Here is a 14,765-nt window from a genome sequence, read left to right as displayed (position 1 = left end):
ACCGCTTCGAGGGTCGCGGGGACCTCGAGACGCAGCGGTCGTGCATGACCGGCAACGGTCGCTACGCACCGGCGACGCGCCCCGTTCCTCAGGAACCGCTACGGAGCAGCCGGGCAGCCGGGCGGGGGCGTGACCGTGGTGGGCGGCGCGGAAGGCACCTTGGCCGCGCTGGCACCGAGGACCAGGTCGACCGAATCGTCGGTGCGGCCGTCCTCGACCAACGTGGCGTCCGGCGCATACTTCTTGACGTATTCGGTGGCGTTCTTCTTGCCCTTGGGCCCGAAGCGGATCTGCCCGGCACCGGTGAGGTGCTCCTTGTAGGGGTCGTTGCTCACCGTGCCGATGCGGAAGCCGTGGGATGTCATGGCGATGCTCGTGTCCTTGGCCTGGCCGCTGTCCGGTGAGGCGTTGTAGACGTTGAGCACGAAGACCGACTGCGGGGGAGGCGTCGGCGTCACGTCGCACGAGGACGACGGTGTCGGCGCCGCCTGGCTGTGCCGGTTCATGTAGCTGACGGCATACAGGAACGCACCCAGCACCAGGGCAACCGCGACCGCGATGACGATCATCGACCTGCGGCGGCGCCGGCGGCGTGCCTGGGCGAGGCCGCCGTCCTCGCGTACATAGCTCACAGCATTAGGACCCGCGCGTGCAGCACAGGTCGTTGTTGCAGCGCTGCTCGCAGCGCGCGGTGCAGTCCGTCCTCAAGATAAAGATCCCCCTGCCACGACACGACGTGCGCGAAGATGTCGCCGTAGAAGGTCGAGTCCTCCGACAGCAGCGTGTCCAGGTCGAGCGTGCGTTTGATCGTGACGAGCTCGTCCAGACGCACCACGCGCGGTGACACGGTGCGCCAGTCCTTGGAGCTCACCAAGCCGTGATCCGGGTAGGGCCGCCCCTCGCCCACAGCCTTGAAGATCACAAGGGACAGCTTAATGGCGAGGTGTCGCAGAACCCCTCGGTCACCGGCGTGGCGTGGCTATTCTCGGTCAATGTGACTGAATCCACGGCTGACGCCCAGCTCGCACAGCTCAAGAGCGGCTACTCCTTCGACGGGGCGGTGATCGAGCTCGGCGCCGCCGTGATCGACGACGCTGCGCATCCGGACACGCCGATCCGGCTACCGCTGTCGATGATGAACCGCCACGGTCTGGTGGCCGGCGCCACCGGCACCGGCAAGACCAAGACGTTGCAGTTGATGGCCGAGCAGCTGTCGACGGCGGGCGTGCCGGTCTTCCTGGCCGACATCAAGGGCGACGTCTCGGGCATTGCATCCCCCGGCGAGGGCGGCGAGAAGATCGACGCTCGCGCCAAGGACGTCGGTCAGGAGTGGAAGGCCACCGGTTTCCCGACCGAGTTCCTGTCCCTGGGTGGCAAGGGCAAGGGTGTCCCGGTGCGCGCCACCATCACCTCCTTCGGCCCGACGCTGTTGTCGAAGGTGTTGGGGCTCAACGACACTCAGGAGTCCTCGCTCGGTCTGGTCTTCCATTACGCCGACAAACGCGGGCTGAGCCTGCTGGACCTGAAGGACCTGACGGCGGTCATCCAGTTCCTCACCTCGGACGAGGGGAAGGCCGATCTCAAGGGGCTCGGCGGACTGTCCGCGTCGACCGCAGGCGTCATACTGCGCAACCTGATCGCGTTCTCCGACCAGGGCGCCGACGTGTTCTTCGGCGAGCCGGAGTTCGACACGGCGGACCTGATGCGGGTCGCCGAAGACGGCCGCGGAGTGGTGACCTGCCTGGAGGTCCCCGGCGTGCAGGACAAGCCGGCCCTGTTCTCGACCTTCCTGATGTGGTTGCTGGCGGACCTCTTCCACGACCTGCCCGAGGTCGGTGACGCGGACAAGCCGAAGCTGGTCTTCTTCTTCGACGAGGCGCACCTGCTCTTCAGCGACGCTTCCGATGCGTTCCTGCAGGCGATCGAGCAGACCGTGAAACTGATCCGGTCCAAGGGCGTCGGCATCTTCTTCGTCACCCAGACGCCCAAGGACGTCCCGAACGACGTGCTCTCGCAGCTGGGCAACCGGGTGCAGCACGCGCTGCGGGCCTTCACCCCGGACGACGCCAAGGCACTCAAGGCCACCGTGCAGACGTTCCCGACCAGCGACTACGACCTGGCCAAGCTGCTGACCGCACTGGGCACCGGCGAGGCGGTCGTGACCGTGCTGTCCGAGAAGGGCGCCCCGACGCCGGTCGCGTGGACCCGGATGCGGGCTCCGTTGTCGCTGATGGCGCCCACCCCGGCCGAGGCGATGGACGGAATCATCGCCGCGTCGCCGCTCGCGCCGAAGTACTCCCAGGCGGTCGACCGGGAGTCGGCATACGAGATGCTCAACAAGAAGCTCGCCGCCGCGCCGACCGAGGACACTGCCCCCGCGGACGCCTCGGCTTCGGAGAAGAAGCCTGCGCCCACCCAGCAGGACGAGCCGAGCATCGTGGAGCAGGTGGTGAAGTCCTCGGCGTTCAAATCGGCGCTGCGTTCGGCGGGCACAGTGCTCGGCCGCGAGATCACCCGCAGCCTGTTCGGCACGGCGCGTCGCCGGCGCTGAAGCCCGGCAGACTCAGGAGGTCTTCGTCGGCATCGTGCACGTGGGCGTCGTCGGCGACGGCTTCGGCGGCACGGTCGCCTGCGCCGCCGGCACCACGGCGCCGTCGGACCACTTGCTGCCGATCACGATGTCGATCGTGGTGCCCTTGCGATGGTCCTGCACCATGCGCACGTCGTGGAACTGCAGCGCGAGCCGGCGAGCTGCCGGCTCGCCACGAACGCCGTAGCGCACGATCGCCGCATGGTCGGGGTAGAAGTCGCTGGTGTCGTTGGCGACCTTGGCGACCGTGAAACCACGCTTGCGCAGCGTCGACGCGAGCTGGCCCGCCGCGCCGGGTATGACGTAGGCGTTGTAGACGTTGACCGTGATCTTGGACGGAGCCGGCGGCGGCACCGGCACCAGCGAGAAGTTGCTGCCGATCACCACGTCGACGCTCGGGTTGGTCCGGTCGTCCTGCTGCAGCGTCGCGTCCTTGATCTGCTGGGCCAGCGTCAGCGCGATCTGCTTGCCGTTGGCGCCATACCGGATCTCGGCGTGCTTGGGCGGCTCGCCGCCGACCGGGTCGTTGCCGGTGTCGATGATGTGCACTCCGCGCCAGGACAGCTGCGAGGCCACGCTGGCCGCCTGTCCGGTCTTGCCGGCGGCGTTCCAGACGTTCGCGTGGATCGTGGTGAGCGCGATCTTCATCGACGGGGTCGACGGGGTGGTGACGCACGACTCGCTGATCGCGTGACCCGGTGCCGAACTGTCGCACGCCGCGAGCGCCGGCAACGCCAACGTCATCACGACCGTGGCCCCCGCCACGCGCCTCCCGGTCATCCCCATGTTCCCACCTGTGCGCCCCGACGATCCTTGTGGCACACAGTATGAGTCGTGTTGATGTGAATCCCGTGCACCCCGAGGTGGCGGTTCGGTCACAATGCAGATGGGGCCCGACACCGAGGAAGGGCGTCCCCGAACTCGTTCGGGAACGCCCTTCACAGTGCTGCGAGGAGTCGAACAAGACGACTCAGCGGCGGAGGATAGGGGATTCGAACCCCTGAGAGCTTTCACTCAACACGCTTTCCAAGCGTGCGCACTAGGCCACTATGCGAATCCTCCGCCGAGGAGAATACCTGCTCGCCGCCCGGACGCCGAATCGGCATCCGGTGGCGGCCTCGATTGCGTATGACGGCGCCGCGTGTTCTACAGTTGGCGCCGGACCCCTCGTGCGGTGGTACCTCTCCGAACTCCCCCAGGGCAGGAATGCAGCAAGGGTAGGAGAGCTCTTCCAGGTGTGCGGGGGGTTCACTCATGCCGCGGCACGTCCGCCCCGAGCGGACCCGGTCAGCGGGTGGGGCTCGGTGACGAGGACGGTGACGTCGTCTCGTCCGGCGACACACATCCGGGCGGCTGGGAGCGCACCGGTGTGAAGTCGCTGGTCAGCCGCACCTGTCTGCTGACCGGCAGGGTCACCCGCAGCCAGCCGTTGTTGTCGACGATGCACGCGGTCAGCGGTTTCTTGGTGCGCGGATCGACCGCCCCGATGTATGCCGAGTAGCGCACCTTGAGATCGATCGGCCGGCTCGCTGTCGCGTCGAGGGTGACCCCGTGCGAGTCGATCGTGACCACCGTCCCGCCGGTCGCCAGCGGCGCCGGGTTGATGACCCGGAAGAGCCGCCAGTCCGAGTTGCTCCAGGTCAACTTCAGGTAGGGCAGGCCGCCCAGCACCAGCTTGGCCTCATCCCGCGAGGCGTAGTCGATGGGTGCCTTCGGCACCGCGACCCAGCCCACCGCCAGGGAGTCCAGCCACTGCCGATAGCTGACCGGGTTGAGCAGTCCCTGCTGGTAGAAGATCGGGTTGTCCGCCTGATCGGCCTGCCGGTCCCAGCCGCGGGCGATCGAGAAGGACGCGAGGTAGACCGAACCCCAGTGGTTCTTGGTGTCCACCACCTCCACGCGCCGGCCGATCGCCGCGGCGCCGACCTTCTGCTGGTCGGACTTGAGCGCCGTCGCCAGTGGTTGGTAGTAGACGTAGCTGCTCGAGGGCTGCCCGGCCAGATGCAGCTGGTTGACCAGGTCGCTCACCGGCCAGACCGCGACGACCAGTGCACACAACCAGGTGAGGGAGTCGCGGATCTCGGCATACGCGATGATCACCGGCACTGCGGCGAGCCAGGCCAGCCGGGTGGCGTTGGTGCCGATGGCCAGCGGCACGACCAGCAGCGGCAGGAACGACACGGCCAGCAGCAGGGCGGTGGCGCGGATCAGTTTCTGGTGACAGACGCCGAAGACGACGATGCAGCTGAGCATCGCCGGCGCGGCGTCGCTGATCGGGAACGGCATCCGTCCGGTGCCGGGGAACAACACCGCCATCGCGAGTCCGGCGGCCAGCAACGCGGCCGCGCAGATCAACGCCGTCCGCCGCAGGTCCTGCCGGAGTATGGCGACCACGATCGCGATGATGCCGACGAAGAAGCCGGCCAGCGGCGAGCCGAGGAACGACAGGAACGCCAGCACCACGGTCGTCTTCTCGTGCCGATTGCGCAGCGCCACCAGGGCCCAGATGCCGACCGCGGCACCGACGGTGAAGGTCACCCGGCCGTTGAGCAGGTCCGCCGCCTGGGCGAGCGCGATCGCGACCGCGCCGGCCCGTGGGCGAGGGGCGTTGCGGACGAGCAGCGCCCCGCCGTACGCGCTGAGGATGACGGCCGCGACACCGGTCAGCCGGATGCCGAACGTCGCCATCGAGAACGGCACGAACGCGCTGTAACTGGGTAGCGTGATGCCGCCGAACCAACCGCCCCACCACACCGGCGTGCCGCCGACCCGGGCCACCTTGGCTCGGGCGACCTGTGCGGCCAGGTCGGGCACCTGCGGGGTCCAGAAGATGTAGACCAGCGCGAACACGACAGCGCACGCCGTTGCCAACGTCGTCGGCGAGCGCAGCCGACGCGACGAGAGCATGGGTCCACGCTACCTTCCGCCCCTGAACGGGCTCCGTCGATGATCCGCTCACGGATCGCTGATGAGTGCCTGCTTGTCCCTGCTGAATCCCCTGGTGCCACACCCATGATCGCACCGCGCCAGCAGGTGATGCGCACGGATCGCGAGGCAGCGAGAACGCTGGCCCGGCGCGTCGCGCTGCTTCGACACCGAGCCCTGACGCCCTGTGGGCGAAGGAGAATAGAGTCGGTCCCGTGAGCACCGCGCTGTACCGCCGCTACCGGCCCGAGACCTTCGCCGACGTGATCGGCCAGGAGCACGTGACCGAGCCGTTGATGCAGGCTCTGCGCACCGGGCGGGTCAACCATGCCTACCTCTTCAGCGGCCCCCGCGGCTGCGGCAAGACCACCTCGGCACGCATCCTGGCGCGCTGCCTCAACTGCGAGCAGGGCCCGACGCCGACACCCTGCGGCGTCTGCGAGTCGTGTGTCGCGCTGGCCCGTGGTGGGTCGGGCACGGTCGACGTGATCGAGATCGACGCGGCCAGCCACGGGGGCGTCGACGACGCGCGTGACCTGCGGGAGCGGGCGTCATACGGCCCGGCGCAGTCGCGCTACAAGATCTACATCATCGACGAGGCGCACATGGTGACGCCGCAGGGCTTCAACGCGCTGCTGAAGATCGTCGAGGAGCCGCCGGAGCACGTGAAGTTCGTCTTCGCGACCACCGAGCCGGAGAAGGTTATCGGCACGATCCGCTCGCGGACCCACCACTACCCGTTCCGGCTGGTGCCGCCGGCGCGGCTGACCGACTACCTGCAGCAGCTGTGCGACGCCGAGGGCGTGGCCGTCGAGCCCGGCGTGCTGTCCTTCGTGACACGGGCCGGCGCCGGGTCGGTGCGTGACTCGCTGTCCGTGCTCGACCAGCTGATCGCCGGGTCCAGCGAGGAGGGCCTGACGTATGCCGGGGCCGCCGCGCTGCTCGGGTTCACCGACGGCGAACTCCTGGACGCGACCGTCGACGCGCTGGGGGTGCACGACAGTGGCGCGGTCTTCCGGCAGATCGACCGGGTCGTCGAGTCCGGCCACGATCCGCGTCGGTTCGTCGAGGACCTGCTCGAGCGGTTGCGTGACCTGATCGTCATCGCGGCGGTGCCGGACGGCGCTGCCCAGGTGCTGCGCGGGGTGCCCGAGGACCAGTTGGAACGCATGCGGCAGCAGGCTGCGTCGTTCGGTCCCGGCGAGTTGTCCCGCGCGGCGGACATCGTCAACACCGGCCTGTCCGAGATGACCGGCGCGACCGGCCCGCGGCTGCAACTGGAACTCATCTGTGCGCGCGTGCTGCTGCCGGCCACCTCCGGCGAGCAGGGGTATGCCGCCCGCCTGGACCGCCTGGAGCGTCGCATGGACATCGGCGGCGCACCGCCGGCTAACGCTGGTCGAGTAGGCGGGGGGAGCGCAGCGGAGGAGGCCGTATCGAGACCCGAGCCGGCCGCCGCACCCCCGGAAACCGTCGCCGAACCCGCGCCGCAGCCGGCCGATGCTGGTCGAGTAGGCGGGGGGAGCGCAGCGGAGGAGGCCGTATCGAGACCCGAGCCGGCCGCCACAGCGGCGAGCGAGCAGCCCGGCGACGCTGGTCGAGTAGGCGGGGGGAGCGCAGCGGAGGAGGCCGTATCGAGAGCCGAGCCGGCCGCCGCCCCCGCAACCGTCGCCGAACCCGCGTCGCAGCCGGCCGCGCCGACGGGCACGGTGACGACCGACGCGGTGCGCCGCGCCTGGCCGGACGTGCTGGATCGCATCGCCCGCACCAAGCGCGTGACCTGGGCGCTGCTCAGCCAGCACGCGCACGTCGCTGAGTTCGACGGCGAGACACTGGTGCTGGGCACCAGCAGTCCAGGGCTCGCCTCGGCGGTCGAGCGTGCGCCGCACCCGGACGTCGTCGCCGCCGCGCTGTATGACGCCCTGGGCGTCCGGGCTCGGGTGCAGGCCCGGCCGGATGCCGGTGCGCCGGCGCCGCATCTGCCGCCGGAGCCGGATCGATCAGGCCCCCCGGCATCGGGCCCCCCGGCATCGGGCCCCCCGGCCCAACCCGGACCTGACCAACCCAGACCTGACCAACCCAGACCTGACCAACCGCGACCTGAACAACCGCGAATGACGGCGTCCTCGCCGACCGACGGTGCGATGCCGCCGTCACTCGCGGAGCAAGCCGTCACTCGGCAGAGTTCGGACGGTCCCGGTGGGCCGTCGAGCGACGACGCCGACATACCGCACGCGGCGCCGGCGACTTCGCAGCCCGCCCGGCGTTCCCGTGCGGCCGAGGCGCTCGCTCAGGCCGGGCTCTCGGCTGCCTCGGGGGCCATGGACAGCGGCGGTGGATGGGGTTCGGTCAACGCGCCGCCGCCGGAGTGGGCGACCGCCGAGAACCCCGCTGCGCCGGCGACGTCCGCGGAGCCGGACAAGCCCACGGAGGACGAGATCACCGAGTCGATGGACGACGAGGACGTCGACGATCCCGGCCAGGTGGGTCTGCCGGTGATGCAGGCGGTGCTGGGCGCCACCGTGATCGACGAGCAGGTCGACTGATGAGCGAGCGCAGCGAGCGATCGAACAAGGGCAGGGCTCATGACCGCACCCGAGGAACGAGGGGTCGGTCATGAGCGGCGGTCCGCTCTACCCGTTGTCGCGGATGACCATCTCGCCGATGCTCCGCGCGATCTGGCGGCCCCGTGTGGAAGGTGCGGACAACATCCCGAGGACCGGTGGCGTGCTGATCGCGAGCAACCATCTGACGTTCATCGACAGCGTCGTCATACCGCTGGTCGCGCCGCGCAAGGTGATCTTCCTGGCCAAGGCCGAATACTTCACCGGCAAGGGTGCGAAGGGCATTGCCATGCGCGCCTGGTTCAACGCGATGGGGATGATCCCGGTCGAGCGCGAGGACTCCCGCGCCGCCGTCAATTCCCTCGACCAGGCGTTGCGGGTGCTGCGGGAGGGCGAGGCGTTCGGCATCTACCCGGAGGGCACTCGCTCCCGGGACGGGCGGCTCTACCGTGGCCGGGTCGGTGTCGCACATCTGGCGATGCAGGCCGACGTGCCGGTCGTCCCGGTCGGACTGATCGGCACCCCGGACGTGCAGCCGAACCCGTCCGGTATGCCGCGGCTGGCGAAGGTCACCGTGAGGTTCGGCGAACCGCTGAGATTCGGCGACGACTACCGGACGATGCCCGCGGGCAAGGCGCGCCGGCAGGCCACCGACGAGATCATGGACGCCATCGCGGAGCTGTCCGGTCAGGAGCGGGCCGCGTCATACAACGAACGTCCGCCGGGCTAGTCCGGCGCGTCGGGCGTCGATGCGGGCGGTGTCGCGGCCGAGGATTAGGCTCGACCACTGTGTATGAGGGTGTGGTCCAGGACCTGATCGACGAGCTCGGCAAGCTGCCGGGCATCGGTCCGAAATCGGCACAGCGCATCGCCTTCCACCTGCTGCAGGCCGACCCCGCCGACGTCTCCCGGCTCACCGAGGTGCTGGCCGTCGTCCGGGAGAAGGTCCGCTTCTGCGAGCGCTGCTTCAACGTCGCCGAGGACACCCTGTGCCGCATCTGCCAGGACCCGCGCCGCGACGACAAGCTGCTGTGCGTCGTCGAGGAGCCCAAGGACGTGGTCGCGGTCGAACGCACCCGCGAGTTCCGGGGCCGCTACCACGTGCTCGGCGGCGCCATCAGCCCGATCGACGGCATCGGCCCCGACGACCTGAAGATCACCGAGCTGGTCCGCCGGCTCGGCGAGGAACCGGTCGAGGAGATCATCCTGGCCACCAACCCCAACCTCAACGGCGAGGCCACCGCGACCTACCTGTCCCGGCTGCTGCGCACGATGGGATTGCGCGTCACGCGGCTGGCATCAGGCCTACCCGTCGGGGGAGACTTGGAGTATGCCGACGAAGTGACCCTCGGCCGTGCATTCGAAGGACGGAGAGTTGTCGATGCCTGAGACACCGGACACCGAAGCCCTGCAGGTCGGTGCGCTGGCCGCCGAGACCGCGCAGGACGCCCGCGCGTTCTGCGAGTCCGTGCGTCAGCTCGCGGCCGGTTCCGCGCCGGACGCCGCCCTGCCCCTGATGCTGCTGATGCTGTCGCAGCTGCAGGTCGCGGGAGCACGGCTGGGCGCCATACAGGATGTGGTGCCGGAGGAGCGTTACGAGGCCGACCCCGGCCCGGAGAGCAACCTGGACGCACTGCGGATGGGGCTGGCCAACATGCTCGACGGGATCGACGACTACGCCGACGTGGTCGACGCCGTCACCTCGGTCGAGCCGGCGCGCGGCGCGCTGTCGGACGACCTGGCTGACATCGTCGGAGCGCTCGAGCACGGACTGGTGCACTTCGACCACGGACGCCTCACCGAAGCGCTCTGGTGGTGGCAGTTCAGCTACCTGTCGCAGTGGGGTGTGCGCTCCTCGGCCGCGTTGCGCGTGGTGCAGACGATCCTCGGGCACCTGCGACTCGACGCCGACGAGGACACGATGGCCGACGCGGAGTTCGAAGCGCTGCACCCCTGACCGGCACACGCCGTGAGCGTGAACGCGGCGACGGGACGAATAAGTGACGACAGTCGCGCGATCCTCGCCGGATCCACTCCACGCTGGCGAGTAAGTGACGACAGTAGCGATCTTTCGGCCGCAACTCGCTCTAGAGCGCGAGTAAGTGACGACAGTAGCGATCTTCGCCGGCACCCCGACGAGCGGAACGCCGAACCCTCAGACGGAGGTCTTCGCGGATGCGTCGGTGTCCTCGTGCGACGCCGATGCGACGGCGTCGCCGACCTGCTCGGCCTCCGGCGACTCACCGCGCAGCAACTGCGCCTTGTCGCGCGCCGGACTCCACGGGCTGTGGCCGAACAGCAACCACACCGCCAGCACCGAGACCGCGACGCACGCGTAACCGGCGAATGCGTCGAAGATGAAGTGGTTGGCCGTCGCCATCACCACGAAGACCGTCCAGAACCCGTAGGCCAGACCGACGATCCGGACCAGCTTGTGCCGCGCGACGAAGAACACCGACAACCCCACCCACAGGGCCCACGCACAGTGCAGGCTCGGCATGGCGGCATACAGGTTGGAGTGCTGCGCCACCGTCGGGCTGCCCCACGACCCGAAGGTGTTGAAGTAGACGACGGTGTCGGTGAATCCGCTGCCGTGCAGCAGCCGCGGCGGCGCCATCGGGAAGAGCCAGAAGCCGATCAGTCCCAGGATGGTGGTGAAGACCAGCACCGTGCGCGCCGTCTTGTAGACGCGCCGGTGCATCCAGAACAGCCAGATCAGCACCGCGCCGGTGATCGGCAGGTGGAAGAAGGAGTAGTCGTAGTTCGCGATCTGCGCCAGCCACTCGTGCCGCATCACGAAATGGTTGAGGGTCAGCTCGATGTCCAGCCCGATGCGCTGCTCGAAGTCGAAGAGATCCCAGCCGCGGTCCAGTGCCGCGGCCTCCCGCAGCGGGACCAGATTGCGCAGGTGCTCGTAGACGAGGTCGAGCACGACCAGCACGATGATCTCGAACCACCAGCGCGGTCGTCGGTAGGCGCGCCAGCCCAGCGGCAGCAGCGCCGGTCCCGATTCGGGTCGGCGCCGCTTCACGCTGAGGCCGTCGACCCCTCCCGAACGATTCGACACATGACCAATTCTGTCACTGAACTCTCACAGTCCGAAATCGCACTCTGTTCACGGAGTGTTCGTGTTATCGCCCGCGTGACGTGCGTGGGCGCGGGCGCGCCGTGCTGTGGTGTCCGTATGACGGAGCCAGGTCCCGACATGCGGGCGGCACCCGGCGGCCCGGGTGCGCTCGTTAGACTCTGCACATCCCATTTCCGTGATGTCGACCCGTGAAGGGAACCCCGACCAGTGCCTCTCGTGGTCCAGAAGTATGGCGGCTCGTCGCTCGCCGACGCCGAAAGCATCAAGCGGGTCGCCCGGCGGATCGTGGACACGCGCAAGGCCGGCAACCAGGTCTGCGTCGTGGTCTCCGCCATGGGCGACACGACCGATGAGCTGCTCGATCTCGCCGACGCGGTGTCTCCGGCGCCGCCCGAGCGTGAGCTGGACATGCTGCTCACCGCGGGCGAGCGCATGTCGATGGCGCTGGTATCCATGGCGATCGCCAACCTGGGCGATTCCGCCCTGTCCTTCACCGGATCGCAGGCCGGTGTGATCACCGACGACGTGCACGGCAAGGCACGCATCATCGACGTGACGCCCGGTCGCATCACCGAGGCGCTCGAGGGCGGCCACATCGTGATCGTCGCCGGCTTCCAGGGCGTCAGCCAGAACACCAAGGAGATCACCACCCTCGGGCGGGGTGGCTCCGACACGACGGCGGTGGCGCTCGCCGCCGCGCTCGACGCCGACGTGTGTGAGATCTACACCGACGTGGACGGCATCTTCACCGCCGACCCGCGGATCGTGCCGACAGCACGCAAGGTCGACCGGATCAGCAACGAAGAGATGCAGGAGATGGCCGCGTCGGGCGCCAAGGTCCTGATGTTGCGCTGCGTCGAATACGCCCGACGGTTCAACCTGCCGATCCATGTGCGGTCCTCGTTCAGTTACCGCGAGGGCACCTGGGTGCACCCAGCAGAAGGAGAAGAAGACGTGGAAGCCCCGATCATCGCCGGCGTCGCGCACGACCGCAGCGAGGCAAAGATCACGGTCGTCGGCGTGAAGGACACGCCGGGCAGCGCCGCGGCGATCTTCAACCTGATCTCCGTGCAGCAGGTCAACATCGACATGATCGTGCAGAACGTCTCGGCGGTCGCGACCGGCAAGACCGACGTCTCCTTCACCCTGCCCAAGAGCGACGGGCAGCGTGCGGTGCAGGCCCTGCAGGAGGCCAAGGACGAGCTCGGTTTCGAGTCGCTGCAGTATGACGACCAGATCGGCAAGCTCTCCCTCGTCGGCTCCGGCATGCGCAGCCACCCGGGGGTGTCCGCGACCCTCTTCCAGGCACTGGCCGATGCCGGCATCAACATCGAGATGATCACGACCTCGGAGATCCGGGTGTCCGTGGTCACCAAGGGTGATCTGCTGGACGACGCGGTCCGCGCGGTGCACACCGCCTTCGGGCTGGACTCCAGCGAGGGCGAAGCAGTCGTGTACGGAGGTACCGGGCGATGAGCGACGGACTGAACATTGGTGTGGTGGGCGCGACCGGCCAGGTCGGTGGCGTCGTGCTGAAGCTGCTTGCCGAGCGCAACTTCCCGGTGGGGGAGCTGCGGCTCTTCGCGTCGGCCCGGTCGGCCGGTCGTGAGATCGACTGGCAGGGCAAGCGATTGGTGGTCGAGGACGCCGCGACGGCGGACCCCGCGGGCCTGGACATCGCGATCTTCTCCGCCGGTGGTGAGACGTCTCGGTCACAGGCGCCGCGCTTTGCCGCGGCCGGTGTGACGGTGATCGACAACTCGTCCGCCTGGCGCAAGGACCCCGACGTGCCACTGGTTGTCTCCGAGGTCAACCCGGAGCAGATCGCCGATCCGCCCAAGGGCATCATCGCCAACCCCAACTGCACCACGATGGCGGCGATGCCGGTGCTCAAGCCGCTGTCCGACGCGGCGGGGCTGCGCCGGTTGATCGTCGCCACCTATCAGGCGGTCTCGGGCTCCGGGCTGGCCGGCGTCGAGGAGTTGGCCGGGCAGATCCGCCAGGGCGTCGAAGGCAACCTCGAGGGCCTCGCCCACGACGGATCCGCCGTGGAACTCGGCCCGGCGAAGAAGTATGTCGCCCCGATCGGCTACAACGTGCTGCCGATGGCCGGCTCGGTCGTGGCGGACGGCAGCGAGGAGACCGACGAGGAGCAGAAGCTGCGCAACGAGTCGCGCAAGATCCTCGGGCTGCCCGATCTGGCGGTCGCCGGCACCTGCGTGCGCGTGCCGGTCTTCTCCGGACACTCGCTGGCCATCCATGCCGAGTTCGACAAGCAGATCAGTCCGGACGAGGCCAGGGCGCTGCTCGCGAACGCGCCGGGTGTCGTGGTGACCGACGTGCCGACTCCGTTGGAGGCGGCGGGCAAGGATCCGTCATACGTCGGGCGCATCCGGCAGGACCAGTCCGTGCCCGACGGCAAGGGCCTGGTGCTGTTTGTCTCCGGCGACAACCTGCGAAAAGGCGCTGCGCTCAACACGATCCAGATCGCCGAGGTAATCGCCGCAGGACGGTGAGGGCATGAAGTCGGACAAACCCATCCTGGCGGTGGTCGGCGCGACCGGTGTGGTGGGGCTGTCGCTGTTGTCGCTCCTGCCGACCCGCGACGACCTGTGGGGCGAGATCCGGCCGATCGCGTCGGGCCGCTCCGTGGGCCGGCGGGTGTCGATCCTCGGTCACGAGACCGTGGTGCGGGAGCTCAAACCCGCAGCGTTCGAGGACGTCGACGTGGTGATCATGGCCGTGCCGAGCGACGTGTCGGCGCCATGGACGCCCGTCGCCGTCGATGCCGGAGCCACGGTCATCGACAACTCCGGCCACTTCGTCGGTGCACCGGACGTGCCGTTGGTGGTGCCCGAGATCAACCCGGACGCCGCACGCAACCCCGCTGCCGGCATCATCGCGAGCCCGAGCGCAGCCACCCTGATGATGGTCGGCGCGCTGCACTCGCTGCACAGTTCGTGGCAGCTGACATCGGTCGTGGCGACGACCTTCCAAGCGGTCACCGACGCCGGCGTCTCCGGTGCCCTGCGGCTGTATGACGAGACCATGGAGCTCGCCGGCAATCAGAGTGTCGGCCAGTCGCCGGGTGACGTCCGCCGGATGCTGTCCGACCTGGGGGAGTCGCCCTTCCCGGCGCCGGTGGCGTTCAACGTCATACCGTGGGTCGGCGGCGAGGCGAAGGACGGAGCCACCGACTCCGAGACGGCGGTCCGCGACGAGTTGCGCAGCCTGTTGCGGGTGCCGCATCTTCCGGTCGCCGTGACGTGTGTGCAGGTGCCGGTCGTGCGGACCCACTCGGTGTCGATCCACGCGACGTTCGCGACCGACACCGACCGCGACGACGCGGTGCGCGTGCTCACCGAGTCATCGAACTCCGTTGTGGTCCTTGACGATTCGGCCGGGTCGTTGGACGACAGCTGGCCGACACCGGTCGATGTCGTCGGCGCCGACCCGATCTTCGCCGGCCGCGTGCGCCGACTGGACGGCTTCCCCAACGCCATCGAGTTGTTCATCTGCGCCGACAACCTGCGCAAGGGCTCGGCGCTGAACGCGTTGCAGATCGCCGAACACACCATCTGAGGCCTCCCGAGCCTCC

At 68.9% G+C, this 14,765-nt stretch carries 13 protein-coding genes, 1 tRNA gene and 1 other RNA gene; 9 read left to right on the top strand and 6 right to left on the bottom strand.

Features of this window, described 5'->3' with window-relative positions:
- Positions 1-98: 98 nt before the first annotated feature.
- A complete protein-coding gene (locus tag ACYVBN_RS09035; RefSeq protein WP_460600209.1) occupies positions 99-632 on the bottom strand; it encodes a LytR C-terminal domain-containing protein in 534 nt (177 codons plus the stop codon).
- The gene (locus ACYVBN_RS09030) at positions 629-922 is read right to left on the bottom strand and encodes a type II toxin-antitoxin system VapB family antitoxin (protein WP_460600208.1); all 294 of its coding nucleotides are present in this window, start codon (positions 920-922) and stop codon (positions 629-631) included. Before ACYVBN_RS09030 ends, ACYVBN_RS09035 begins: the two co-directional genes overlap by 4 nt.
- Positions 923-994: 72 nt before the next feature.
- Here ACYVBN_RS09030 and ACYVBN_RS09025 point away from each other — a divergent pair, with 72 nt between their 5' ends.
- Entirely contained in the window at positions 995-2,551 is a 1,557-nt protein-coding gene (locus ACYVBN_RS09025) for a helicase HerA-like domain-containing protein (RefSeq protein WP_460600207.1), read from the top strand.
- Between the two features lie 12 nt (positions 2,552-2,563).
- Here ACYVBN_RS09025 and ACYVBN_RS09020 read toward each other — a convergent pair whose 3' ends face one another.
- A complete protein-coding gene (locus ACYVBN_RS09020; RefSeq protein WP_460600206.1) occupies positions 2,564-3,370 on the bottom strand; it encodes a LytR C-terminal domain-containing protein in 807 nt (268 codons plus the stop codon).
- A 197-nt stretch (positions 3,371-3,567) separates the two neighbouring features.
- Positions 3,568-3,652 (bottom strand) — tRNA-Ser (locus ACYVBN_RS09015).
- Positions 3,653-3,747: 95 nt separating this feature from the next.
- On the opposite strand from ACYVBN_RS09015, the gene ffs reads away from it, so the two are divergent.
- Positions 3,748-3,846: signal recognition particle sRNA small type (gene ffs, locus ACYVBN_RS09010), an RNA gene on the top strand.
- Between the two features lie 31 nt (positions 3,847-3,877).
- Here ffs and ACYVBN_RS09005 read toward each other — a convergent pair.
- Positions 3,878-5,497, bottom strand: coding sequence for a hypothetical protein (locus ACYVBN_RS09005; protein ID WP_460600205.1), 1,620 nt, complete (start codon positions 5,495-5,497; stop codon positions 3,878-3,880).
- A 233-nt stretch (positions 5,498-5,730) separates the two neighbouring features.
- Between ACYVBN_RS09005 and ACYVBN_RS09000 the strand changes: the two genes are divergently transcribed.
- The 4 genes from ACYVBN_RS09000 to ACYVBN_RS08985 all read left to right on the top strand — a co-directional run bounded on the left by ACYVBN_RS09000 (position 5,731) and on the right by ACYVBN_RS08985 (position 10,036).
- Positions 5,731-8,061: a DNA polymerase III subunit gamma and tau gene (locus tag ACYVBN_RS09000; RefSeq protein WP_460600204.1), complete on the top strand. Its 2,331-nt coding sequence runs from the start codon at positions 5,731-5,733 to the stop codon at positions 8,059-8,061.
- A gap of 70 nt (positions 8,062-8,131) precedes the next feature.
- Positions 8,132-8,809 carry a lysophospholipid acyltransferase family protein gene (locus ACYVBN_RS08995; RefSeq protein ID WP_440283398.1) on the top strand — a complete coding sequence of 226 codons (678 nt, stop codon included), beginning with the start codon at positions 8,132-8,134 and terminating at the stop codon, positions 8,807-8,809.
- A 59-nt stretch (positions 8,810-8,868) separates the two neighbouring features.
- On the top strand, positions 8,869-9,468 hold the full coding sequence (recR, locus tag ACYVBN_RS08990) for a recombination mediator RecR (protein WP_460600203.1): 600 nt from the start codon (positions 8,869-8,871) through the stop codon (positions 9,466-9,468).
- The gene (locus tag ACYVBN_RS08985; protein ID WP_440283396.1) at positions 9,461-10,036 is read left to right on the top strand and encodes a DUF5063 domain-containing protein; all 576 of its coding nucleotides are present in this window, start codon (positions 9,461-9,463) and stop codon (positions 10,034-10,036) included. The genes recR and ACYVBN_RS08985 overlap by 8 nt, the downstream gene beginning before the upstream one ends.
- Before the next feature lie 198 nt (positions 10,037-10,234).
- Here the strand turns inward: ACYVBN_RS08985 and ACYVBN_RS08980 are convergent, their stop codons facing one another.
- Complete coding sequence (locus ACYVBN_RS08980; protein ID WP_460600202.1) at positions 10,235-11,146, bottom strand: phosphatase PAP2 family protein; 912 nt, start codon at positions 11,144-11,146, stop codon at positions 10,235-10,237.
- 228 nt (positions 11,147-11,374) lie between these two features.
- Here ACYVBN_RS08980 and ACYVBN_RS08975 point away from each other — a divergent pair, with 228 nt between their 5' ends.
- From ACYVBN_RS08975 to ACYVBN_RS08965, 3 genes are read left to right on the top strand one after another with little or no spacing between them, the layout of a single operon-like run.
- Entirely contained in the window at positions 11,375-12,643 is a 1,269-nt protein-coding gene (locus ACYVBN_RS08975; RefSeq protein ID WP_460600201.1) for an aspartate kinase, read from the top strand.
- Complete coding sequence (locus ACYVBN_RS08970) at positions 12,640-13,683, top strand: aspartate-semialdehyde dehydrogenase (protein WP_460600200.1); 1,044 nt, start codon at positions 12,640-12,642, stop codon at positions 13,681-13,683. The genes ACYVBN_RS08975 and ACYVBN_RS08970 overlap by 4 nt, the downstream gene beginning before the upstream one ends.
- Before the next feature lie 4 nt (positions 13,684-13,687).
- Positions 13,688-14,749, top strand: a complete 1,062-nt coding sequence (locus tag ACYVBN_RS08965) for an aspartate-semialdehyde dehydrogenase (RefSeq protein WP_440283392.1) — start codon at positions 13,688-13,690, stop codon at positions 14,747-14,749.
- Positions 14,750-14,765 lie beyond the last annotated feature (16 nt).

It is taken from the genome of Flexivirga lutea (assembly GCF_054778955.1).
This window is presented reverse-complemented; position numbering and strand designations above follow the sequence as displayed.